The organism is Paraburkholderia lebeckiae, from assembly GCF_014201005.1.
In the GTDB taxonomy this organism is placed as follows: Bacteria; Pseudomonadota; Gammaproteobacteria; order Burkholderiales; family Burkholderiaceae; genus Paraburkholderia; species Paraburkholderia tuberum.
Genome location: NZ_JACHDK010000001.1, coordinates 398,874 through 420,302 on the forward strand (window position 1 = coordinate 398,874; position 21,429 = coordinate 420,302).

Below are 21,429 nucleotides of genomic sequence, written 5' to 3' on the forward strand. Positions count from 1 at the left end.
CGAACCGTCTCGAAAACGGCGTCCCGCGTGCTGTTTAGTCGTTTTTACTAAACACTATAATTTCCAATAAGTCCATAAAATACGGGTATTTACCGGTGTCAGGCAGGCGTTTTGCGGGCAGCTTTAGCTGCGTTTTACTATACAATCGCCCGACCTGAACCCGTGCTGCCTCGCCTCGCGCGGCAGCTTCATTCGATGGCCACAACCATCCGCGACGTCGCCCGCGCGGCCAGCGTTTCGATCGGCACCGTGTCGCGCGCGCTCAAAAATCAGCCGGGCCTTTCCGAGGCCACGCGCGAACGCGTGGTCGAAGCGGCGCGCCAGCTCGGCTACGACCCGGCGCAGTTGCGTCCGCGCATCCGCCGGCTAACTTTCCTGCTGCATCGTCAGCACAACAACTTCGCCGCGAGCCCGTTCTTCTCGCACGTGCTGCACGGTGTCGAAGACGCGTGCCGCGAGCGCGGCATCGTGCCGTCGGTACTGACTGCCGGGCCGACCGAGGACGTAATTCATCAGATGCGCCTGCACGCGCCCGACGCCGTCGCGATCGCCGGCTTCGTCGAGCCCGAAACGCTCGCCACGCTGGTCGCGATGCAACGCCCGCTGGTGCTGATCGATCTATGGTCGCCGGGCTTGCGCTCGGTCAATCTCGACAACGCCGGCGGCGCCACGCTCGCAATGCGCCATCTGTTCGCGCAGCAGCGCAAGCGCGTCGCGTTCATCGGCGGCTCGCTCGCGCACTTCAGCATCGCCGAGCGCGCGCTCGGCTACCGGCGCGCGTTCTTCGAAGCGGGGCTGCTGTTCGATCCGTCGCTCGAAGTGAACATCGACGCCGGGCTCGATCCCGACACCGGCGCCGCGCGCGCGATGCAGCGCCTGCTCGACGCGCCGGGCCCGCGCCCCGACGCCGTATTCGCATTCAACGACGCCGCCGCGCTTGCCGCGCTGCGCGTGTGTCTCGCGCGCGGCTTCAGCGTGCCCGACGACATCGCGATCATCGGTTTCGACGACATCCCCGCCGCCGCCCACGCTACCCCGCCGCTATCGACGATCGCGGTCGACAAGGAAGCGCTCGGCCGACGCGGGGTCGAACTGCTGCTCGAAGACTCGCCCGCCGAACTCGAAGTCCGCTTGCCCGTTCAACTCGTTGCCCGTGCCAGTACTTTGGTGAAAACGCCATGACGCTAACCGATCCGCTTCAACTTTCCACCGACGCGGCGAAGGCGCCGCCGGTCGCCAGCTTCCGCAAGCGCGAGTTTCTGCTCACGCACATCGAGGACACGCTGCGCTTCTACGCGCCGGACGTGCTCGACCCGAGCGGCGGCTTCTACCACTTCTTCCGCGACGACGGTTCGATCTACAACCGCACCACGCGCCACCTGGTCAGCAGCTGCCGCTACGTGTTCAACTACGCGATGGCGTACCGGCAGTTCGGCGACCCGAAGCACCTCGAATACACGCGCCACGGCCTGCGCTTTCTGCGCGACGCGCACTGGGACTCGCAGCACGAGGGCTACGACTGGGAAATCGAATGGCGCGACGGCAAACAGCGCACGCTCGACGCGACGCGCCACTGCTACGGCCTCGCGTTCGTGCTGCTCGCGTACTCGCACGCGGCGATGGCCGGCATCGAGGAAGCGAAGCCGATGATCGGCGCGACCTTCGAGCTGATGGAGCACCGCTTCTGGGACGCCGCCGCCGGCCTCTATGCCGACGACGCGTCGGCCGACTGGCGTGTCAGCACGTATCGCGGGCAGAACGCGAACATGCATACCACCGAGGCGCTGCTCGCCGCGCACGAAGCGACCGGTCATCTGGTGTATCTCGATCGCGCCGAGCGCGTGGCGTCGAATATCACGCTGCGCCAGGCGAAGCTGTCGCAAGGGCTCGTGTGGGAGCACTTTCACGCGGACTGGTCGGTCGACTGGCACTACAACGAAGAGGACAGCTCGAACATCTTCCGTCCGTGGGGCTTTCAGCCCGGTCATCAGACCGAATGGGCGAAGCTGCTGCTGATTCTCGAACGCTTCCGTCCGCTGCCGTGGCTGCTGCCGCGCGCGATCGAACTGTTCGACGCCGCGATGACGCACGCGTGGGACGAAGACCACGGCGGCCTCTACTACGGCTTTGGCCCCGACGGCACCGTGTGCGATCACGACAAGTACTTCTGGGTGCAGGCCGAAACGTTCGCGACCGCCGCGCTGCTAGGCAAGCGCACCGGCAACGAGCGCTTCTGGGACTGGTACGACGAGATCTGGCGCTATGCCTGGACGCACTTCGTGGACCACAAGTACGGCGCCTGGTATCGCATCCTGACCTGCGACAACCGCAAGTACAGCGACGAAAAGAGCCCGGCCGGCAAGACCGACTATCACACGATGGGCGCGTGCTACGAAGTGCTCGCCCATGCGCTCGGCGAAAACGCTGCGGCTGAATCAGCCGCTCCCGCCGCAGCGGCTTCCGCGGAGAAAGCACAATGAGCGCGACGACCGAACTCCCCGTTTTCATATCCGCCGGCGACATCCTGACCGATCTCGTGCGCACCGGCACATCGCACTGGCTGTCGCGTCCGGGCGGCGCGGGCTGGAACGTCGCGCGCTGCGTCGCGCGGCTCGGCCTGCCGACCGCGAGCGCGGGCTCGCTCGGCGTCGATAACTTTTCCGACGAGCTGTGGGACGCGAGCGTCGCGGCCGGCCTCGACATGCGCTTCCTGCAGCGCGTCGAGCGCCCGCCGCTGCTCGCGATCGTGCATCAGACGCATCCGCCCGCGTACTTCTTCATGGGCGAGAACGGCGCCGACCTCGCGTTCGATCCGGCGAAGCTGCCCGCCGGTTGGATGAACGCGGTGAAGTGGGCGCACTTCGGCTGCATCAGCCTCGTGCGTCAGCCGCTCGGCGACACACTGGCGAAGCTCGCCGCCGAGTTGCGTTCGCACGGCGTGAAGATCAGCTTCGATCCGAACTATCGCAACCTGATGGAGCACGGCTACGAGCCGACGCTGCGTAAGATGGCCGCGCTCGCGGATCTGATCAAGGTATCGGACGAAGACCTGCGCATGATCTTCAAGACCAGCGATGAAGCCGCCGCGCTCGCGCAACTGCGCGCGATGAATCCCGCCGCCACCGTGCTCGTCACGCGCGGCCCCGAAGCGGCAATGCTGCTCGACGGCGCCGAGGTGATCGAGGCGAAGCCGCCGCGCGTCGAAGTGGTCGATACGGTCGGCGCGGGCGATGCGTCGATCGGCGGTCTGCTGTTCAGCCTGATGAGCGCGCCGCAACGCGGGTGGCCCGAGCATCTCGCGTTCGCGCTCGCGGCCGGCGCGGCGGCTTGTGGCCACGCCGGCGCGCATGCGCCGACGCTCGACGAGGTGGTCGCGCTGCTATAAAACGCGGCGCTGTAATTCTGCTGCCCTGGGGCGCGCGTAGCGTGACGGATGTCGAGCACGTCGCGCGGCGCGAAGCCGCCCCAGGGCGGGAACCGATCCCGCCACGCCGTGCTAGGATGAAAACATCGAAACCTTTGCGAATAGGAGCGAGGCCATGGAGGACGTCACCTACACCAAAGGGCTCTACACGGCCACCGCGTCGATAAGAGAAGTCGCACATGACGCCTGGCAAGGTGTCGTCACCCTCGCTCGCGACGAAGGCGAACCCAGCGCCGATCAGGAAACCACGCTCTACGAAGTCGACTCGACGTCGTCGACGCCAGGAGAAGCGCTCGAAGAAGCCAAAGCGCTCGCACATCGTATCCTCGGGGAAATCGAACTGTAGGCCGAACCAAGGGGCAGCGCGTCGCGCGTCCTCACGCATCGGCGCGCCGCTGCCGGATCGGCCGGCTGGAGGCGATCATGGCTGAACACCTGTTCCAATACGGCGTGTATTCGATCCACGTTCGTCCGCTCGAACTCAGTGGCGCGCGCTGGGACGCGGAATACGAAATCCGTCATCGCGAGAAGGCCGTCAAGGCGTGGACCACGGTCGGCGGCGACGCGGGTTATGCCGAGCAGTCCGAAGCGGTGGAAAGTGCGCATCGGCAGGCGGTCGACGATATCGAGCATGGCGCGGGAATTCCGAAGCCGCGCGTGTTTCCGTGACGGCGGGTGGGTGGGTGGGCGTGGCGCGCGGCTGCGCCCGACCCGCACGCCGCGCATGATGCAACCTGACCCAGCCTGAAATCCGGGACGCGCCCGGAAGCATTTCGACGACGGCATCGCGCAACCTCGCACCTGGCGATACATCGCGCCGCGCCGCCTTCGCACCGCGCGGAAACTCGCGCAGCGCGCACAACGCGCCATGCTACGCTGTGCACGTCTTCATCCCCACGAGCGCGTGATGGCAAGCGAACCGTCAGACCGTTTTTCCACGCTCGGCGACACCGACACCGACGCAAGCGCGCCGAGGCGCCGCGCGCGCGGCAGTCGCGAAATGCGTCTCGACGATCGCGTGGTGATCGCGCACGGCATGCCGACGCCGCTGTGGCAAGACCTGTATCACCGCGCGCTCGGCGTGCGCTGGCCGGGGTTCTTCGTGTCGCTCGCGCTGCTGTTCCTGCTGCTCAACATCGTGTTCGCCATGCTCTACATGCTCGGCGACGCTCCGATCGCGAATCAGTTTCCGAAGGGCTTCGGCGGCGCGTTCTTCTTCAGCGTCGAAACCCTCGCGACGGTCGGCTACGGCGACATGCATCCGCAAACCGTCTACGCGCACTGGATCGCGACGCTCGAAATCTTCATCGGCATGTCGAGCATCGCGTTGGCGACCGGGCTGATCTTCGCGCGCTTTTCGCGGCCGCACGCGAAGATCATGTTCGCGCGCTTCGCGGTGATCCGGCCGATCGACGGCCGCATGACGTTGATGGTGCGCTCGGCCAACGCGCGTCAGAACGTAATCGCCGAGGCACGCGCGCGGCTGCGCATCATGCGTCTGGAGACCTCGATCGAAGGCTTTACGCTGCGCAAGCTCTACGACCTCGCGCTGGTGCGCGACCAGCACCCGGTCTTCAAGCTCGGCTGGACGCTGATGCACATCATCGACGAAGCGAGTCCGCTGTTCGGCGAAAACGCCGAATCGTTGAAAGGCCGCGACGTCTCGCTGCTGCTGACGCTCGAAGGCATCGACGAATCGACGTCGCAAACCATGCAGGCGCGCCACATGTGGACTTGCGACCAGATCGTCTGGCAGCACCGGTTCGTCGACATCATGAGTGAGCGCGACGGCGTGAGCCACATCGACTACGCGCACTTCGACGAAATCGTGCCGCTCGATGCGGCACCGCTCCAACCGGACCTCGCGGCGAACACGGCGCAATAGCAATAGCCATCGTCCCATTCGCCGCCTCACGACACCCCAGGGCATACCCGAAGCGCTCCGCAGTGTGGCAAATCCGGCTCAAAAGCGGGCCAAAACGCGCGGGTCTTCGCGCCTATTCGCGCACGCCCGATTAAAGAAGAAATAATTCACTCCCACGAGCGCTAAAAAATAGAGTCTCTTTCGCTGCGCGGCATCCATGACCCCACCGCCCGCGCGCGAAGCCAGAACCTTGGAGACTCCCCCATGACCGCTCGCCTGCCCATCGACGGCACGCCCGCTCTCGCCGACTACAAGCTGTCCGACAATCTCATCGCGACGCGCGGCCGGATCTTTCTGACCGGCACTCAGGCGCTCGTGCGCCTCGCGCTGATGCAGCGCGCGCTCGACAAGACCCGCAACCTGAACACGGCCGGTTTCATCAGCGGCTATCGCGGCTCGCCGCTCGGCATGGTCGATCAGCAGTTGTGGAAGGCGAAAAAACTGCTCGCCGCGAGCGACATCCGCTTTCTGCCCGCGATCAACGAAGAACTCGGCGGCACCGCCGTGCTCGGCACGCAGCGCGTCGAAGCCGATCCCGAGCGCACCGTCGATGGCGTATTCGCGATGTGGTACGGCAAAGGCCCGGGCGTCGACCGCGCGGGCGATGCCTTGAAGCACGGCAACGCGTACGGCTCGTCGCCGCACGGCGGCGTGCTGGTGGTCGCGGGCGACGATCACGGCTGCGTGTCGTCGTCGATGCCGCATCAGAGCGACTTCGCGTTGATCGGCTGGCACATGCCGGTCGTGAATCCGTCGAACATCGCGGACATGCTCGAATTCGGCCTGTATGGCTGGGCGTTGTCGCGCTTCTCGGGCGCGTGGGTCGGCTACAAGGCCATTTCGGAGACCGTCGAATCGGGCTCGACCGTCGATCTCGACGCGCTGCAAACCGAATGGACACCGCCACCGGAATTCGAAGCACCAGCAGGCGGTCTGCACAACCGCTGGCCCGATCTGCCGAGCCTGACGATCGAAGCGCGTCTGCACGCGAAGCTCGACGCGGCGCGCCAGTTTGCGCGCATGAACAGTATCGACAAATGGATCGCGCCGAGCCCGCACGCCAATGTCGGCATCGTCACGTGCGGCAAGGCGCATCTCGATCTGATGGAAGCGCTGCGCCGGCTCGATCTGACGGTCGCCGACCTCGACGCGGCCGGCGTGCGCATCTACAAGGTCGGTCTGTCGTTTCCGCTGGAGATGACGCGCATCGACGCGTTCGTGTCGGGTCTGTCCGAAGTGCTCGTGATCGAAGAGAAAGGCCCGGTCATCGAGCAACAGATCAAGGACTATCTGTACAACCGCACACAAGGCACACGGCCGGTCGTGATCGGCAAGCACGCCGAAGATGGCACGTTGCTGCTGTCGTCGCTCGGCGAACTGCGACCGTCGCGCATTCTCCCGGTGTTCGCGAACTGGCTCGCGAAGCACAAGCCGGCGCTCGATCGCCGTGAACGCGTCGTCGATCTGGTCGCGCCGCAGATCCTGTCGAACGCGGCGGACAGCGTGAAGCGCACGCCGTACTTCTGCTCCGGCTGCCCGCACAACACGTCGACGAAAGTGCCGGACGGCTCGATCGCGCAGGCGGGCATCGGCTGTCATTTCATGGCGTCGTGGATGGAGCGCGACACGACCGGGCTGATTCAGATGGGCGGCGAAGGCGTCGACTGGGCCGCGCACTCGATGTTCACGGAAACCCGCCACGTATTCCAGAATCTCGGCGACGGCACCTACTTTCACTCCGGCATTCTCGCAATCCGCCAGGCGGTCGCCGCGAACACGACGATCACCTACAAGATCCTCTATAACGACGCGGTCGCGATGACGGGCGGCCAGCCAGTCGACGGCAGCATCTCGGTGCCGCAGATCGCACGTCAGGTCGAAGCCGAGGGCGTATCGCGCTTCGTCGTGGTCAGCGACGAGCCGGAGAAATACGACGGCCATCACGGCCAGTTTCCGCAGGGCACGACGTTTCACCATCGCAGCGAGATGGACGCGGTGCAGCGCCAGTTGCGCGACACCGACGGCGTGACCGTGCTGATCTACGACCAGACCTGCGCGGCCGAAAAACGCCGGCGCCGCAAGAAGGGCGAATTCCCCGACCCGAACAAACGGCTCTTCATCAACGAGGAAGTCTGCGAAGGCTGCGGCGATTGCGGCGTGCAGTCGAACTGTTTGTCGGTGGAACCGGTGGAAACCGCGCTCGGTCGCAAGCGCCGCATCGATCAGTCGTCGTGCAACAAGGACTACTCGTGCGTGAACGGCTTTTGCCCGAGCTTCGTCACCATCGAAGGCGGTACGCTGAAAAAAGCGGCGGGCGTCGCGTGCGATCCGCAGGCGCTCGCCGCGCACGTCAACGCGTTGCCGATTCCCGCGACGCAACTCGATGCCGCGCCGTACGACATCCTCATCACGGGCGTCGGCGGCACCGGCGTCGTGACGGTCGGCGCCTTGATCAGCATGGCCGCGCACCTCGAAGGCAAGAGCGCGTCGGTGCTCGACTTCATGGGCTTCGCGCAGAAGGGCGGCGCGGTGCTGTCGTTCGTGCGCTTTGCCGCCCGCGACGAATGGCTGAACCAGGTCCGCATCGACACGCAGCAGGCCGACGTGCTGCTCGCCTGTGACATGGTGGTCGGCGCGAGTGCCGATGCACTGCAGACGGTGCGACATGGCCGCACGCGCATCGTCGTCAACACGCATGCGATTCCGAACGCGAGCTTCGTGCAGAACCCGGATGCGACGCTGCATGCCGACGCGCTGATCGACAAGATGCGTCACGCGGCCGGGCAAGAGCGTATGTCGACGTGCGACGCGCAAGCGCTCGCAACGCGTTTTCTCGGCGATACGATCGGCGCGAACATTCTGATGCTCGGCTTCGCGTGGCAGCTCGGTCTCGTGCCCGTGTCGTTCGCCGCGATGATGCGCGCGATCGAACTGAACAACGTCGCCGTGCAGATGAACCAGCTCGCGTTCTCGATCGGGCGCATGGCCGCGGCTGATCCCGCCGCGCTCGAATCGCTGTGGCAATCGCGTCACGCACCGAAGCCGAGCGTGCGGGTCGATACGCTCGACGAGCTGATCGCCCATCGCGAAGCACGGCTGCTCGCGTATGGCGGCGCGGCTTATGTGAAGCGGTATCGCGCGCTCGTCGATGCGGCGCGGCGCGCGGAAGCCGCCGTCGATGCGGTGAGCGAACGCGTGACGCGCGCGGTCGCGACCACGTTCTACCGGCTGCTCGCGGTAAAGGATGAATACGAAGTTGCGCGTCTGCATACGGATGCCGCGTTCCGCGATGCGCTCGAAGCGCAGTTCGAGGGCGTCGCCGGCAAGGACTTCACGATCCGCTTCAACCTCGCGCCGCCGACGCTCACGCGCGCGCAGCCCGGCGCCGTGCCGACGAAGAAAACCTATGGTCAGTGGATGTGGCCCGTGCTCGGCCTGCTCGCGAAATGGCGCGGTCTGCGTGGCTCTGCGCTCGATCCGTTCGGCCGCACGCTCGAGCGCAAGATGGAGCGCGAGCTCGCGAGCGATTACGAAGCCACGCTGCACCGTGCGCTAGCGAAACTCGACGCGGGCCATCTCGACGACGTCGCGAAACTCGCTGAACTGCATGCGCGCGTGCGCGGGTATGGGCACGTGAAGCTGGCGAATCTGGCGGGCGTCAAGCGTGGTGAGCGTGACCTCGCTGCGCGCCTCGGCATCGATGCGGCGACGGGTGTCGCGGTGAAGAAGTCGCTCGAGGAGATGAAGGGCGCCGGGCAATTGCGCGGCATTCCGGTGGTGGTCGCGAAGTAAGTTGTTCGTTGCGCTGCTCACCGTTGCATCGCGTCGAGCAGCGCCCTCACCTGCATCACCTTCGCCGGATCGACTGGCGCGAGTCCGTTGCCGTTTACGCGCACGCCGGAGCCGAAATGCACGGCCTCGACGTGCGTTTTGCTCACGAAGTCCGCGACCGCATCGACCGTCAAGCCGGCACCGGCGAGCACCGTGCAATGCGAGCCGGCAGCCTGCCGCAGCAGTTCGCCGATCGTCGCTTGCGCCCGCAGCACCGAGGGCTGTCCGCCCGACGTCAGCACATTCGTCACCGCCTCGAAACCGAGCAATACGTCGAGCGCTTCGCGCAGATCGCGCGCCTCGTCGAACGCGCGATGGAACGTGATCGCGAGTCCATCGGCAGCTTCGCACGCGCGCGCGAGACCTTCGCGGTCGATCGCCCGCTCGGCATCGAGCATGCCGATCACGATGCCGTTCGCGCCGGCCGCCTTGACGGCCCGGATGTCGCGCAGCATCACCGCGTAGTCGTCGGCGTCGTAGACGAACGCGCGGCTATGCGGCCGCACGATCACGTTTACGGGCACACCGGCTGCCCGGACGCCGACCGCTGAAACCACCGCCTCGATCAACCCCACACTCGGCGTCAGTCCGCCCTCGCCCATCGCGGTCACGAGTTCGAGACGGTCGGCACCGGCCTGCGCGGCAGCGCGCGCATCGGCGACGGTCGTGGCAATCACTTCGAGCAGCACGGACATGAGCGCAACCTGGTGTCGTTGAAAACGACATCATGTCAGATGCGCGCGTCGCGTTCGTCTTCGACCCAGTCGATATCGCCGCACAGCACGCAGGTCTCGCTGCCGACGCGCGTTGCCACCGACAGCGTCACGCACGGCAACGCCTCGTTGATCGACAGATACGGCCGCGTCACGTGCACGCGCTCCGGCGCATTGATCGCGACGCTGAAGTACGGCCGACGCAGCCAGTTCGCGCCCTGCGCGTCGGCGAGCGGCAGAAAGCGCGTTTCGTGCGCCGCGCGATCGGCGCGCAGCACGACGTTGCGGCCGGCCTGGCGCCCCTTCGCGTCGAGCAGAAAACAGCGCGCCACGTGATCGAGCGCGAGGAAATTCCAGCACACCTCGTCGAGCGGCTCACCGGCGGCGAGACGCTCCGCGGCGCGCTCGAACGCGCGCAGATACGGCGCGAGCCGACTCGCGCTGCGCCGCTCGCGTGCCTCGGCCTGCTCACGATAACGCTCGGTGACTTCGCCAATGCAGACCGCCGCGTGGATCGCATCGGCAACACCCGGATTCGGCCGGCCAAAGAAAAAGCCCTGCACGAAGTCGGCATTGCAGGCGAGCGCCATCTGCGCTTCGTGCTCGGTTTCGACGCCCTCGATCAGCACCAGCTTGCCCGCTTCGTGCAGCATCGCCACGAGCCCCGGCAGGATCGTCGCCATGTCGGCGCGATGCGCGGCATGCGACAGCATGACGCGGTCGAGCTTCACGATGTCGGGATTCAGTTGCCAGATCCGCTCGATGTTCGAATGGCCGGCGCCGAAATCATCGAGCGCGATCAGGAAGCCGCGCTCGCGAAAGTCGCGCACCGCGTCGGCAAGCCGATCGAGATCTTCGGCGCTCTGCTCGAGCACTTCGAGCACGACGCGCCGCGGCGACAGATCGAGCCGCCGCAGATTGGCGAGCAAAGCGGCCGCGAGATACGGGTCGGTCAGCACGCCCGGGTGCACGTTCAGGAACAACCATTCGCGCTCGGCGCCGAGCACCTTGAAGTTCTCCAGATGCAGCGTCTGCGCCAGCCGGTCGATCTGCAGCGCGTCGCCGAGGCGTGCGGCCTCGCCGAACACATCGAGCGGCGACACCGCGCGATCGAGCGCGTCGTGCGCGCGCAGCAAGCCCTCATAGCCGACCGCGCGCAGGTGCGACAGACTGAAAATCGGCTGGAAGACGCTGGTAAGCGTCAGGTCGCCGTGCTGAACCGAATAGCGTTGAAGGCCCGAGGTCACCTCGACCTCGAAGCCGTGCGGCATGCTCGCCGCCCTGTCCTGTTGCGCAATGCTCATGCAATCCTCTCACGCGAGAGCCGGCCGGTCCGAACGCGACCGGCAACGAGGCCGATGGTCTCTCAAAATGTGCGTCGTCATTACCGGTTAAGCAAGGTCCATGCGCGCGGTGGCGCACACTGCGCTGTAACTCGCTCGAAAGAGTGCACCGGCGACAGCGCTCGTGCGCCGCCCGTGGGCGTCGCGCGCACCGTTGCGGTGCACGGATTCGCAGGCCGCGTCGCGGCGAAGCTCGCGGCAACTGCGTGCGCCGCCGGGCTACACTCGACCCTGCGCATCGCGCCCTCTCCCGGGACACCCCCTTCATCCCCCGAAACACACGATGGAAATTGTCTTTACCGTCCTGATCCTGCTACTTGCCGTCGCCGCCTCCGGCATGCTGACCCGCGCGCTGCCGTTCAAGCTGCCGCTGCCGCTCGTGCAGATCGCGATCGGCGCGATGCTCGCGTGGCCGCGCCTCGAATTGCACGTCGCGTTCGATCCGGAAATCTTCATGCTGCTGTTCATTCCGCCGCTGCTGTTCGCGGACGGCTGGCGCATCCCGAAGCGCGAGTTCTTCATGGCGCGCCGCGCGATCCTGATGCTCGCGCTCGGCCTCGTGTTCATGACGGTACTGGTGGTCGGTCACTTCGTGCACGTGCTGGTGCCGCAGATCTCGCTGCCGGTCGCATTCGCGCTCGCCGCCGTGTTGTCGCCGACCGACGCGGTCGCGCTGTCCGGCATCGCCGGTAAGGGCAAGATTCCGGTGCAGCTTATGCATATCCTCGAAGGCGAGGCGCTGATGAACGACGCGTCAGGCCTCGTCGCGCTGAAGTTCGCGATCGCCGCCGCGCTGACCGGCGCGTTCTCCCTGCGTGAAGCGTCGGTGAGCTTCGTGATCATCGCGGTGGGCGGCCTCGCGGTCGGCGCGGCGGTGAGCGCGGTGTTCAGCTTCGTGTCCGCGCGCTTCCTGAATCTCAACGAAGAAGGCGATCCCGCGCCGGGCGTCGTGATGACGCTGCTGATCCCGTTCGCCGCCTATCTGACCGCCGAGCGCTTCGAGCTGTCGGGCATTCTCGCCGCGGTCTCCGCCGGCATGACGATGAACTTCGCGAGCATCACGGAAAAATGGCAGGTCGCCTCGCGCGTGCGGGCCACGAGCACGTGGACGATGATCGAGTTCGTGTTCAATGGCATGGTGTTCATCATGCTCGGCCTGCAGTTTCCGCACATCCTCGGCCGCGCACTGCTCGAAGCGCACGAAACCAACGACGCGCAGGTCGCGCTGCTGATCGGCTATATCGTTGCGGTGGCGCTCGCGCTGTACGCGATGCGCTTCGCGTGGGTGTGGCTGCTGCGCTGGTTCGCGAGCCGCGGCGCGACGAAGCACGGCGTCGCGAACGCAGTGCCCGGGTTGCGCATGGTGTCGGTGACGACGGTGGCCGGCGTGCGCGGCGCGGTGACGCTCGCGGGCGTGCTGTCGCTGCCGGAGGTGCTGCCGAACGGCACGCCGCTGCCGGGACGCGATCTCGCGATTTTCATCGCGTCGGGCGTGATCCTGCTGTCGCTGCTGGTGGCAGTGGCCGCATTGCCACTGCTGCTGCGCGGCTGGCGGCGCGGCAAGGACCCGCATGCCGCCGAGGAAGCACTCGCGCGTACGCTCGCCGCGCAGTCGGCGATTCGCGCGGTCGATCATCTGCACGACACGGAATGCGCGGACCTCGATGAATCGGCTCAGGCGTATGCGACCGATGTAACCGCGCGGGTGATGGACCTGTACCGCCGCCGCCTAGCGACGCTCGACGACGAACAGGCGCCACGCGAACTCGCGCGCAGCGCCGATGCCCTCGAATTCCGCATGAAGCTCGCGGCGATGCGCGCCGAGCGCAAGACGCTGCTCGACCTGCGCGACACCCAGCGCATCAACGACGAGACGCTGAACAAGCTGATGCGCGAGGTGGATCTGTCGGAGACGGCGCTGACCGCGCGCAAAAGGTAGGAGTTGGCTGCCGCATCGGCACCGGCACCGGCGCTTGAAATGCCAGTGCCGATAAAAGACGCTCAGGCCACCGGCCCTTGCGTCGGCTTTCTTCTCAACAGCGCGTACAGGATGATCGCGCCGAACGTCGCGGTGCCGATGCCACCGAGCCCGAAGCCGCCGAGCTTCAGCGAGAAGTCGCCGGCGCCGAGCACGAGCGTGACGGCCGCGACGATCAGGTTGCGGTTGTCGGAGAAGTCGACCTTGTTGACGACCCAGATGCGCGCGCCCGTCACCGCGATCAGCCCGAATACGACGATCGACACGCCGCCCAGCACCGGTCCCGGAATCGTCTGGATCACCGCGCCGAACTTCGGCGAGAAGCCGAGCACGAGGGCGATCAACGCGGCGATCACGAACACCAGCGTCGAATAGATCTTCGTGACCGCCATCACGCCGATGTTCTCCGCGTACGTGGTCACGCCGGTACCCCCCGCGAAGCCGGACATGATCGTCGCGAGCGCATCGCCGAGAAACGCGCGGCCGATATAGCGGTCGAGGTTCTGGCCCGTCATCGCGCTGACGGCCTTGATGTGGCCGAGGTTTTCGGCGACGAGGATCACCGCGATCGGCGCGAGCAGCGTCATCGCGTGCGGGTCGAACACCGGCGACATGAAGTTCGGCATGCCGAACCACGCGGCGTTCGCGACGATCGAGAAATCGATCGGCTTGCCCATGCCGAGGCCGTTCGTGACGATCGCGTAAATGACGTAGGCGAGCAGCAGGCCGACCAGGATCAGCAGACGCTGGAGCATGCCGCGCGTGAACACCGCGACCGCGCCGACGCATAGCACCGTGACGAGCGCCATCCACGACTCGAAATTGCTGCCGCTCACGCCATGCACGGCGATCGGCGCGAGGTTCAGACCGATCACGCAGACGATCGCGCCGGTCACGACCGGCGGCATCAGCGTTTCGATCCAGCCCGTGCCGACCGCCGCCACGATCAGGCCGATCACCCCGTACGCGACGCCGCACGCGATGATGCCGCCCAACGCGACCGCAATATTCGGGTTCGCGCCGTGTCCGCCGTAGCCGGTCACCGCGATCACGAGGCCGATGAACGCAAAGCTCGAACCGAGATAGCTCGGCACGCGCCCGCCGACGAGCACGAAGAACAGCAGCGTGCCGATCCCCGACATGAAGATGGCCAGGTTCGGATCGAAGCCCATCAGCAGCGGCGCGAGCACGGTCGAGCCGAACATCGCGACGACGTGCTGGACGCCCATCGCGAACATCTGCGGCCACCCGAGCCGTTCGTCGATGCCGACGATGCCGCCCTCAGCGACGGCAGGCTGGCGGCGCCAGCGGGGGAAATAGGATGCGGCCATCGCGGGGATTCTCCTCAGGGTCGGCGTGGTGTGTGCCGATCACGCGCTGCGGCGTGGGTCCGGCAAAGTTACGCGCGAGTTTACGGAGAGCAATAAGGGCTGGCAAGCGGGCCGACAAATGGCTCGGAAAACGAGCCGCGGAAGCGGGTCAATTCGCGCGGCGCGCGAGCAGCGACACGGCGATCGCGAGGATCGCGAGGATCGCGAGGATCGCGCCAGCCAGCAAGACACTGATCGCAAGCACGTTGTTCCGTCGGCGCGTCACTATGCGTTTCTGGTTCTGATATGCGCTGGACGTCGCGCGTGAAGAAGCGCATGCGCCAGAACGGCACGCCAGAAGCCCCGTTCGGCGGGGGTTTTCGTCCGATCGCCAGATTATCCAGGCGCCGTCCAATTATTCGGATAGCAAACGCGAATTGGCTGGATAGTTGGCCTCGCCACTTGGGTATTCAATCGAGCCTGTCACGTTCAAACGATTGGACACAAGGAGAGAGACACATCATGAGCGAGAAGCGCAGCGCCTCGGAATGGCGCGAATTCGTCAGCGGCTGTCTGGACTTTCGCCCCGCGGAAGGCGTGTACCGGATTGCCCGCGAAATGTTCATGGAGCCCGAGCTGTTCTCGCTCGAGATGGAGCACATCTTCGAGAAGGCCTGGATCTATGCGTGCCACGAAAGCGAGATCCCCAACAAGAACGATTTCCTGACGATGCGCGCGGGCCGCCAGCCTCTGATCATCTCGCGCGACGGCGCCGGCAACCTGAACGCGATGATCAACGCGTGCCAGCACCGCGGCGCGACGCTCACGCGTATGACCAAGGGCAACCAGTCGACCTTCACGTGCCCGTTCCTTGCATGGTGCTACAAGAACGACGGCCGGCTCGTGAAGGTGAAGGCGCCGGGCGAATACTGCGACGACTTCGACAAGTCGGTGCGCGGCCTGAAGAAAGCGCGCATCGCGAGCTACAAGGGCTTCGTGTTCGTGAGCCTCGACGTCGACGGCACCGACACGCTCGAAGACTATCTCGGCGACGCACGCATCTTCTTCGACATGATGGTCGCGCAGTCGCCGACCGGCGAGCTCGAAGTGCTGCCCGGCAAGTCGACCTACACGTTCGACGGCAACTGGAAGCTGCAGAACGAGAACGGTCTCGACGGCTATCACGTGAGCACCGTGCACTACAACTACGTGGCGACCGTGCAGCACCGCATCGAATCGAATGCGAAGAAAGGGATAACCCAAGCGGCACGCTCGACTACAGCAAGCTCGGCGCCGGCGACAGCGAAACCGACGACGGCTGGTTCGCGTTCAGGAATGGCCACAGCGTCCTGTTCAGCGACATGCCGAATCCGCGAGTGCGTCCCGGCTACGAGAGCGTGATGCCGCGGCTCGTCGAAGCCTATGGCCGGGACAAGGCCGAATGGATGATGCACCGGCTGCGCAATCTGAATGTCTACCCGAGCCTGTTCTTCATGGACCAGATCAGCTCGCAGCTGCGCCTCGTGCGGCCGGTCGCGTGGAACAAGACCGAGGTCATCAGCCAGTGCATCGGCGTGAAGGGCGAGTCGGCGAAGGATCGCGAGAACCGCATCCGTCAGTTCGAAGACTTCTTCAACGTGTCCGGCATGGGCACGCCCGACGATCTCGTCGAGTTCCGCGAGCAGCAGCGCGGCTTCCAGGCGCGCCTCGAACACTGGAGCGACATCTCGCGCGGGCATCACAAGTGGGCCAGCGGCGCGACCGCGAACACCACGCTGCTCGGCATCGAGCCGAATCTGACCGGCACCGAGCTGACCCACGAAGGGCTTTACGTGAACCAGCACGGCACCTGGCGCGACACGATCCTCAAGGGTCTCGACAAATCCATCGAATCGCAGGGAGAGCAGGCATGAGCCAACTCCAACGCTCCGTCGAGCAGTTTCTGTATCTGAAGGCCGATCTGTGCGACAAGCAGCAATGGGACGAATACCTCGATCTATTCGATCCGAAGAGCGTGTTTCATGTGCCGCAGTGGGATTCCGAGCACGTGTACACGACCGATCCGAAACAGGGCATGTCGCTGATTTACTACTCGGATCGCGCCGGTCTCGAAGACCGCGTGTTCCGGCTGCGCACCGGCAAGTCGGCCGCGTCGACGCCGCTGCCGCGCACGATGCATCAGATCAGCAACGTGCGCCTGAGCGAGCGCGAAGATTCGAGCGTCGAAGCGAACGTGAACTGGTCGACGCTGTACACGCGTCACGGCTCGACCGACTACTTCTACGGCCGCGCGGTGTACGACCTGCAAGCGTCGGGCGATAGCTGGAAGATCAAGCGCAAGCACGTGCTGCTGCTGAACGACCACATCAACGCGGTGCTGGATTTCTACCATTTGTAAGCCGGGAGCACGACGATGAAACATAAGGTCGCGTTGAGCTTCGCCAACGGCAAAACCGCGTTCTTCGATGTGAGCCCGAACGAGCTGCTGCTCGACGCGGCGCTGAAGAACGGCGTGAACATTCCGCTCGACTGCTGCGAAGGCGTGTGCGGCACCTGCCAGGGGCGCTGCGAATCGGGCGACTACACGCTCGATTACGTCGACGAGGAAACGCTCAGCGAAGAAGACCTCGCGCAGCGCAAGATCCTGTCGTGCCAGACGCGCGTGAAGTCGGATGCGTCGTTCTATTTCGACTTCGACTCGACGCTGTGCGAAGGCGCCGGGACGAGCACCGTGCGCGCGAGCGTGGTCGGCGTCGAGCTGGTGTCGGCGACGACCGCTATTCTGCGTGTCGATGCGAGCGCGCATGTGCGTCAGCTCGATTTTCTGCCGGGCCAGTATGCGCGCGTGAAGGTGCCCGGCACCGAAGAATGGCGTTCGTACTCGTTCGCGAATCATCCGAATGCGCGCAACGAGTTGCAATTCCTGATCCGTCTGCTGCCCGACGGCATGATGAGCAACTATCTGCGCGAACGTTGCAAGGCCGGTGATACGGTCGAGTTCGAGGCGCCGCTCGGCGCGTTCTATCTGCGCCAGGTCGAGCGTCCGCTCGTGATGGTCGCGGGCGGCACGGGACTCTCCGCGTTCCTCGGCATGCTCGACGACATCTCGGCGAAACGCAATGTCGCGCATCCGGTGCATCTGTACTACGGCGTCACGAATGCAGCCGATCTGTGCGAGACCGGGCGCATCGACGGCTACAAGGCGAGCATCGAAGGATTCGCGGTCGAGACGGTCGTGATGAATCCGGCGCCGGGATGGTCGGGCAAGATCGGGCTGATTCCCGAGCATTTCGACCGCTCGTTTCTCGAATCGAATGCCTTCGACATGTACGTGTGCGGACCGCCGCCGATGGTCGAAGCGATCAAGACCTGGCTCACCGAACAGGGTATTCATGATTACCGGCTGTTTTACGAGAAGTTCGGCGAAAGCAACGCGCGATAGGACGTTCTAACGCCGCGCCGCGCGCTTCAGCGTCTCGGATGGCGACTCGCCGAACAACGCCTTGTACTCGGTCGAGAAACGGCCGAGATGCGACATCCCCCAGCCCAACGCCACCGACGAGATATTGCGCACCGAGCGGTCGTCGAGAATATCGCGCCGCGCCGATTCGAGCCGGTAGCGTCTCAGATACGCGATCGGCGCACAGCCAAAATATTGACGGAAGCCGTCGAACAGCTTGAAGCGCGACACACCCGAAGCGCGCTCGATGTCTTCGAGCGTGATCGGCTCGCGCGCGTTGTCGTGAATGAACTGGCGCGCGCGGGTCAGATAATGCGGTGGCGTCGGCGCGGACGCGTTGGCCAGCTGTTCCGAATAGTTATGCGGCTGTGACAGAAGCAGCCCCTTCAGCAACGTCAGTTCGAATTCGCTGGACATGTAAAGCTGCCCTAGCGACGGTCCCGAGCGCTCCATCTCGCCGGCCAGGAACTTGACCATGCGCCACCACGATGCCTGATCGCCGGCGGCTGCGTCCATGTCGGGCTGGAACATGAGCGGCGCTTCGATGGGGCGTTGCAGCATCGTCTGCAGCACCTGTTGGAGCGCGGAGCGCGGAATCGCGACGTGCAGCTTGCGGCAATTGCCGGTGATCGCGAGATCCTGCGATTCCTGCGGACTGACGATCAGACCGCAATCCTGATCCGACAACCACCTCTTGCCGTGTGCTGCGAGCTCCTGTTGACCGACCATCGGCAGGCTCACGCTGTAGCAGTTCAGCGGACTGCTCTCGCTTACCGCGACCGTCACGTCGGTGCCGTATTCGACGTAGCCTATCGTCGTCGCCATCGAACGAAGTACGGTGCCGGACTGGTGGAAGCGCAAGCGCTCCGGGTGACTGACCTGGAGGCCGTGGGGGCCGCAGATGGACGCCATCCAGTTGCGGGCGCCGTTTAGGTCGCTTAAGGCGGCGCGGAGATCGCGGTTGTTGGGGTCCGGTGTTGACATACGTGGAGACGAGCTATTGAGGTGCGCGTCCCGAGGGGAGGCAGTCCATCTGGGCGCAGAACGGGGGACATGATGGGATTGGCTAAGCCTACCTCAACCGTGGCCGCCCGGGTGGACGAATGAAACATTGTCCTCTGGTAAAGCACCGCTGTGCTGCATGGAGAATTGCTGACAAATGGAAAAGAGACCAAAACTCGAACGAAAGGCGACGCATTCATCACGCATTTAAATACGCGCAAAACCGTGCAAGCTTCTATCGGTCATTTGCGTTGTCAGTTGCGCAGAAGGGCAGCGCGGTGGCTGGCGTGAGGTCGTCAACACGACGCAGCACGTCAGCGACAGCTCGACGAAGATCGGGGCCATCATGGCGATCACCGAGGTGGTGTTGCGTTTCAGACCAACATTCTCGCGCTAAACGCGGCCAGCTCGTCGAGCGCAGCCAAGGAGATCAAGGACCCGATCGCGACGTCGGTCGACCGGATCCGCGACGGCTCGGCGCTCGCTGGCGAAGGGGGAGGACGATGAACGAGGTCATGCACGCCGTCGCACGCGCGACCGACTTGATCGCAGAGGGGTGGGATAAGTTCTGACCGGTGCTTTTTCGCCTGCGCGTCGCGCCTGCTGTTCCCGAAGGCACGGCATGCGGTCATCTCGTTCATCGAGGGCAATGACGATGTGCGTTTGTCGATATAGAAAGACAAAAACCGGCGGGAGGCCGGATTTCGTTTTGAGGAGGAGGATCGAACTCCCGACCTTCGCATTGCGAATGCAAACTACAGCTGAATAAAATCAATGGTTTTTGACAAAAAAACAAAAACCCGATCGGGTTGAATTCCACGCTCGGGAAACCACATCCGGATAGACCCAGCCGTTTACGCGCCTATCGCAGCGCCACGCAGAATCGCGCTGATGTGCGGTTTGATCTTCTCGGGAATCTCGCCTGTATCCTTAAATAACTCATATCGGAAGGTATTCAGATCGAACGGGACAGCCTTGTGCGCGTCCGTCGGCTGGAAGATGAATATCAGGCGATTCCTCTCAAGATGGCGTAGAGCGTATCCAGCTTCGACGCAGACATTCGGTCGCACGCCAGTAAGGTCAACGAGTACGATGTCAGCAGACGAAATAGCGTTGTACATCGTTGCGTGAATGGGGAAGGTCGCACCTGTTTGGGTGCCCATGTCGACTAGCTCGAGGTGCGTCCCCTCTTCCTTCTCAATTTCCTTCAGCGCCTGACGAATCTGCTTGAGGCGTAGCTTTGCCTTATCGAACTCTTCGCTATCGGCCGCCGTGGGATACCACCGGGCAAGGAAAACATTCTTCGGAATCCGCTTGCGCACAGCGGCGAAGATGTCCAGCACCTGCTTGCTGAGTGATCGCCCTTCTCTCAAGTCGACCAATCCATCCTTGCCAAGCCAGGCCGCCAGTTGTTCCAACTCGGCAACAGCGGCGTTCACTCTTGCGGTATGGTCGCCATCACCCGGGGATGCCTTCCATACTCGCGCAGCAAGTTCGATAAAGAATTCGGCCTTGCATAGCGAAGGCTGGCTGGGCTCCAATCGGGTCACAACGTCACTGAGCGCCGCCACCAAGGCTTTGGAATACCGTCTCAGGGTTGCCAAGTCCTTCGCAACCGTCGGGTCCAAATCGAGTAAGCCGCGCACAGCCCCGCGCAGGCTGCTTAGCGGACGATTACCAAGGCGCGCGCGCACCGGTTTAGGCAGCTTCAGCAAACCGTCGCGCAGCAGCCGCGTGAAATGCAGGTCCGGGCTATAGGCGAACTCCTTCTCCGGCGGCATGTCGTAGTCCGCGTCTTGGCCGAGGATAAGCTTCAGCGCATGCTCAGATTCCAGCGGAAGCGCCGTGCTGTTGATCGTGTGGAAAATCAGCGATTCGGAATAGTCGTCTGCCGCGTCGCCTTCGGGCCCGAGGAGCACAACGCAAAACGGCGCGAGGTATTTTGTGGCGACGGCTGGATCGTCCTTCAGTGTATCGGCAAGCGCCAAACGGTGGTTGCCGTCGACGCGGCGAATGAGTTTTCTCTCCCGAATCGCCGCCAGCTCTCGCCTATCTACCCACATGCGATGCACTCGGATGTTTCGGCTTTTCCAGCGCCGAAAAATGCCTATGCCGTCTTCGTGATCAGTGCTTTCGACGCCGATAGGATATTGGGCGTCATCCAGTTCCTCGATCAACTCGTGCCGCACCGACAAAATGACTTCAGGCAAGAAGCGCTGCTCGCCACTTTCCAGGTAGCGCTTGATTCGCTCGGCATGCACAGGGTCGAGCTTGCGTTGCTGACCAACGACTTCCGCACCATTGCCGCCGTCTTCCATCTCGTAGGGCACGGAGATTTCGGCGAGGTCTCTCAAGTTGGCAAAGCCACGGATGATGCGGAACGTCCCGAGGACGTCGCTTTCAAACTGACCGTCGAAATTCAGGTAGCGTGTGCTCCTTGCCAT

The 21,429-nt window shown here is 64.4% G+C and carries 15 protein-coding genes and 2 pseudogenes; 12 read left to right on the forward strand and 5 right to left on the reverse strand.

The features are described 5' to 3' along the window. The first annotated feature begins 195 nt into the window (after positions 1 to 195). The 7 genes from HDG39_RS01810 to HDG39_RS01840 all read left to right on the forward strand — a co-directional run bounded on the left by HDG39_RS01810 (position 196) and on the right by HDG39_RS01840 (position 9,140). Positions 196 to 1,182, forward strand: coding sequence for a LacI family DNA-binding transcriptional regulator (locus HDG39_RS01810; protein ID WP_184002750.1), 987 nt, complete (start codon positions 196 to 198; stop codon positions 1,180 to 1,182). Then, positions 1,179 to 2,480 (forward strand): AGE family epimerase/isomerase, encoded by a 1,302-nt coding sequence (locus tag HDG39_RS01815; RefSeq protein ID WP_184002752.1) that lies wholly within the window; start codon positions 1,179 to 1,181, stop codon positions 2,478 to 2,480. Before HDG39_RS01810 ends, HDG39_RS01815 begins: the two co-directional genes overlap by 4 nt. Then, positions 2,477 to 3,385 (forward strand): carbohydrate kinase family protein, encoded by a 909-nt coding sequence (locus HDG39_RS01820; RefSeq protein ID WP_184002754.1) that lies wholly within the window; start codon positions 2,477 to 2,479, stop codon positions 3,383 to 3,385. Before HDG39_RS01815 ends, HDG39_RS01820 begins: the two co-directional genes overlap by 4 nt. A 154-nt stretch (positions 3,386 to 3,539) precedes the next feature. Then, positions 3,540 to 3,770, forward strand: coding sequence for a hypothetical protein (locus HDG39_RS01825; protein ID WP_018419210.1), 231 nt, complete (start codon positions 3,540 to 3,542; stop codon positions 3,768 to 3,770). Between the two features lie 77 nt (positions 3,771 to 3,847). Next, positions 3,848 to 4,093, forward strand: coding sequence for a hypothetical protein (locus HDG39_RS01830; RefSeq protein ID WP_184002756.1), 246 nt, complete (start codon positions 3,848 to 3,850; stop codon positions 4,091 to 4,093). 238 nt (positions 4,094 to 4,331) lie between these two features. After that, on the forward strand, positions 4,332 to 5,309 hold the full coding sequence (locus tag HDG39_RS01835; protein WP_184002758.1) for an ion channel: 978 nt from the start codon (positions 4,332 to 4,334) through the stop codon (positions 5,307 to 5,309). Positions 5,310 to 5,552: 243 nt separating this feature from the next. After that, on the forward strand, positions 5,553 to 9,140 hold the full coding sequence (locus HDG39_RS01840; RefSeq protein WP_184002760.1) for an indolepyruvate ferredoxin oxidoreductase family protein: 3,588 nt from the start codon (positions 5,553 to 5,555) through the stop codon (positions 9,138 to 9,140). 17 nt (positions 9,141 to 9,157) lie between these two features. Here HDG39_RS01840 and HDG39_RS01845 read toward each other — a convergent pair whose 3' ends face one another. Continuing rightward, positions 9,158 to 9,874: a copper homeostasis protein CutC gene (locus tag HDG39_RS01845; RefSeq protein WP_020565941.1), complete on the reverse strand. Its 717-nt coding sequence runs from the start codon at positions 9,872 to 9,874 to the stop codon at positions 9,158 to 9,160. 35 nt (positions 9,875 to 9,909) lie between these two features. Next, positions 9,910 to 11,196 carry an EAL domain-containing protein gene (locus HDG39_RS01850; protein ID WP_184002762.1) on the reverse strand — a complete coding sequence of 429 codons (1,287 nt, stop codon included), beginning with the start codon at positions 11,194 to 11,196 and terminating at the stop codon, positions 9,910 to 9,912. 322 nt (positions 11,197 to 11,518) lie between these two features. Between HDG39_RS01850 and HDG39_RS01855 the strand changes: the two genes are divergently transcribed. Continuing rightward, positions 11,519 to 13,174, forward strand: coding sequence for a Na+/H+ antiporter (locus HDG39_RS01855; RefSeq protein WP_184002764.1), 1,656 nt, complete (start codon positions 11,519 to 11,521; stop codon positions 13,172 to 13,174). A gap of 62 nt (positions 13,175 to 13,236) precedes the next feature. Here the strand turns inward: HDG39_RS01855 and HDG39_RS01860 are convergent, their stop codons facing one another. Continuing rightward, on the reverse strand, positions 13,237 to 14,544 hold the full coding sequence (locus HDG39_RS01860; protein ID WP_184002766.1) for a solute carrier family 23 protein: 1,308 nt from the start codon (positions 14,542 to 14,544) through the stop codon (positions 13,237 to 13,239). A gap of 501 nt (positions 14,545 to 15,045) precedes the next feature. Here HDG39_RS01860 and antA point away from each other — a divergent pair. The 3 genes and pseudogenes from antA (at position 15,046) to antC (ending at position 17,965) form a co-directional block, all read left to right on the forward strand. Next, positions 15,046 to 16,436: pseudogene (gene antA, locus HDG39_RS35570) on the forward strand (anthranilate 1,2-dioxygenase large subunit). Further along, positions 16,433 to 16,921, forward strand: coding sequence for an anthranilate 1,2-dioxygenase small subunit (gene antB / locus HDG39_RS01870; protein WP_184002768.1), 489 nt, complete (start codon positions 16,433 to 16,435; stop codon positions 16,919 to 16,921). The pseudogene antA and the gene antB overlap by 4 nt, the downstream one beginning before the upstream one ends. 15 nt (positions 16,922 to 16,936) lie before the next feature. Beyond that, positions 16,937 to 17,965, forward strand: a complete 1,029-nt coding sequence (gene antC, locus HDG39_RS01875) for an anthranilate 1,2-dioxygenase electron transfer component AntC (protein ID WP_184002770.1) — start codon at positions 16,937 to 16,939, stop codon at positions 17,963 to 17,965. A gap of 6 nt (positions 17,966 to 17,971) precedes the next feature. Here antC and HDG39_RS01880 read toward each other — a convergent pair whose 3' ends face one another. After that, on the reverse strand, positions 17,972 to 18,895 hold the full coding sequence (locus tag HDG39_RS01880; protein ID WP_260327482.1) for an AraC family transcriptional regulator: 924 nt from the start codon (positions 18,893 to 18,895) through the stop codon (positions 17,972 to 17,974). Between the two features lie 314 nt (positions 18,896 to 19,209). On the opposite strand from HDG39_RS01880, the pseudogene HDG39_RS34840 reads away from it, so the two are divergent. Beyond that, positions 19,210 to 19,539, forward strand: a pseudogene (locus tag HDG39_RS34840) (methyl-accepting chemotaxis protein); the annotation flags it as partial. Between the two features lie 300 nt (positions 19,540 to 19,839). Here the strand turns inward: HDG39_RS34840 and HDG39_RS01885 are convergent. Continuing rightward, a complete protein-coding gene (locus HDG39_RS01885) occupies positions 19,840 to 21,429 on the reverse strand; it encodes a ParB N-terminal domain-containing protein (RefSeq protein WP_184002774.1) in 1,590 nt (529 codons plus the stop codon).

Coding starts and splice junctions, on each gene's coding strand:
- HDG39_RS01835 (WP_184002758.1), top strand. CDS start 4,332: ATGGCAAGCGAACCGTCAGACCGTTTTTCCACGCTCGGCGACACCGAC.
- HDG39_RS01880 (WP_260327482.1), bottom strand. CDS start 18,895: ATGGCGTCCATCTGCGGCCCCCACGGCCTCCAGGTCAGTCACCCGGAG.
- HDG39_RS01845 (WP_020565941.1), bottom strand. CDS start 9,874: ATGTCCGTGCTGCTCGAAGTGATTGCCACGACCGTCGCCGATGCGCGC.
- antB (WP_184002768.1), top strand. CDS start 16,433: ATGAGCCAACTCCAACGCTCCGTCGAGCAGTTTCTGTATCTGAAGGCC.
- HDG39_RS01810 (WP_184002750.1), top strand. CDS start 196: ATGGCCACAACCATCCGCGACGTCGCCCGCGCGGCCAGCGTTTCGATC.
- HDG39_RS01840 (WP_184002760.1), top strand. CDS start 5,553: ATGACCGCTCGCCTGCCCATCGACGGCACGCCCGCTCTCGCCGACTAC.
- HDG39_RS01860 (WP_184002766.1), bottom strand. CDS start 14,544: ATGGCCGCATCCTATTTCCCCCGCTGGCGCCGCCAGCCTGCCGTCGCT.
- antC (WP_184002770.1), top strand. CDS start 16,937: ATGAAACATAAGGTCGCGTTGAGCTTCGCCAACGGCAAAACCGCGTTC.
- HDG39_RS01850 (WP_184002762.1), bottom strand. CDS start 11,196: ATGAGCATTGCGCAACAGGACAGGGCGGCGAGCATGCCGCACGGCTTC.
- HDG39_RS01820 (WP_184002754.1), top strand. CDS start 2,477: ATGAGCGCGACGACCGAACTCCCCGTTTTCATATCCGCCGGCGACATC.
- HDG39_RS01855 (WP_184002764.1), top strand. CDS start 11,519: ATGGAAATTGTCTTTACCGTCCTGATCCTGCTACTTGCCGTCGCCGCC.
- HDG39_RS01830 (WP_184002756.1), top strand. CDS start 3,848: ATGGCTGAACACCTGTTCCAATACGGCGTGTATTCGATCCACGTTCGT.
- HDG39_RS01815 (WP_184002752.1), top strand. CDS start 1,179: ATGACGCTAACCGATCCGCTTCAACTTTCCACCGACGCGGCGAAGGCG.
- HDG39_RS01825 (WP_018419210.1), top strand. CDS start 3,540: ATGGAGGACGTCACCTACACCAAAGGGCTCTACACGGCCACCGCGTCG.
- HDG39_RS01885 (WP_184002774.1), bottom strand. CDS start 21,429: ATGGCAAGGAGCACACGCTACCTGAATTTCGACGGTCAGTTTGAAAGC.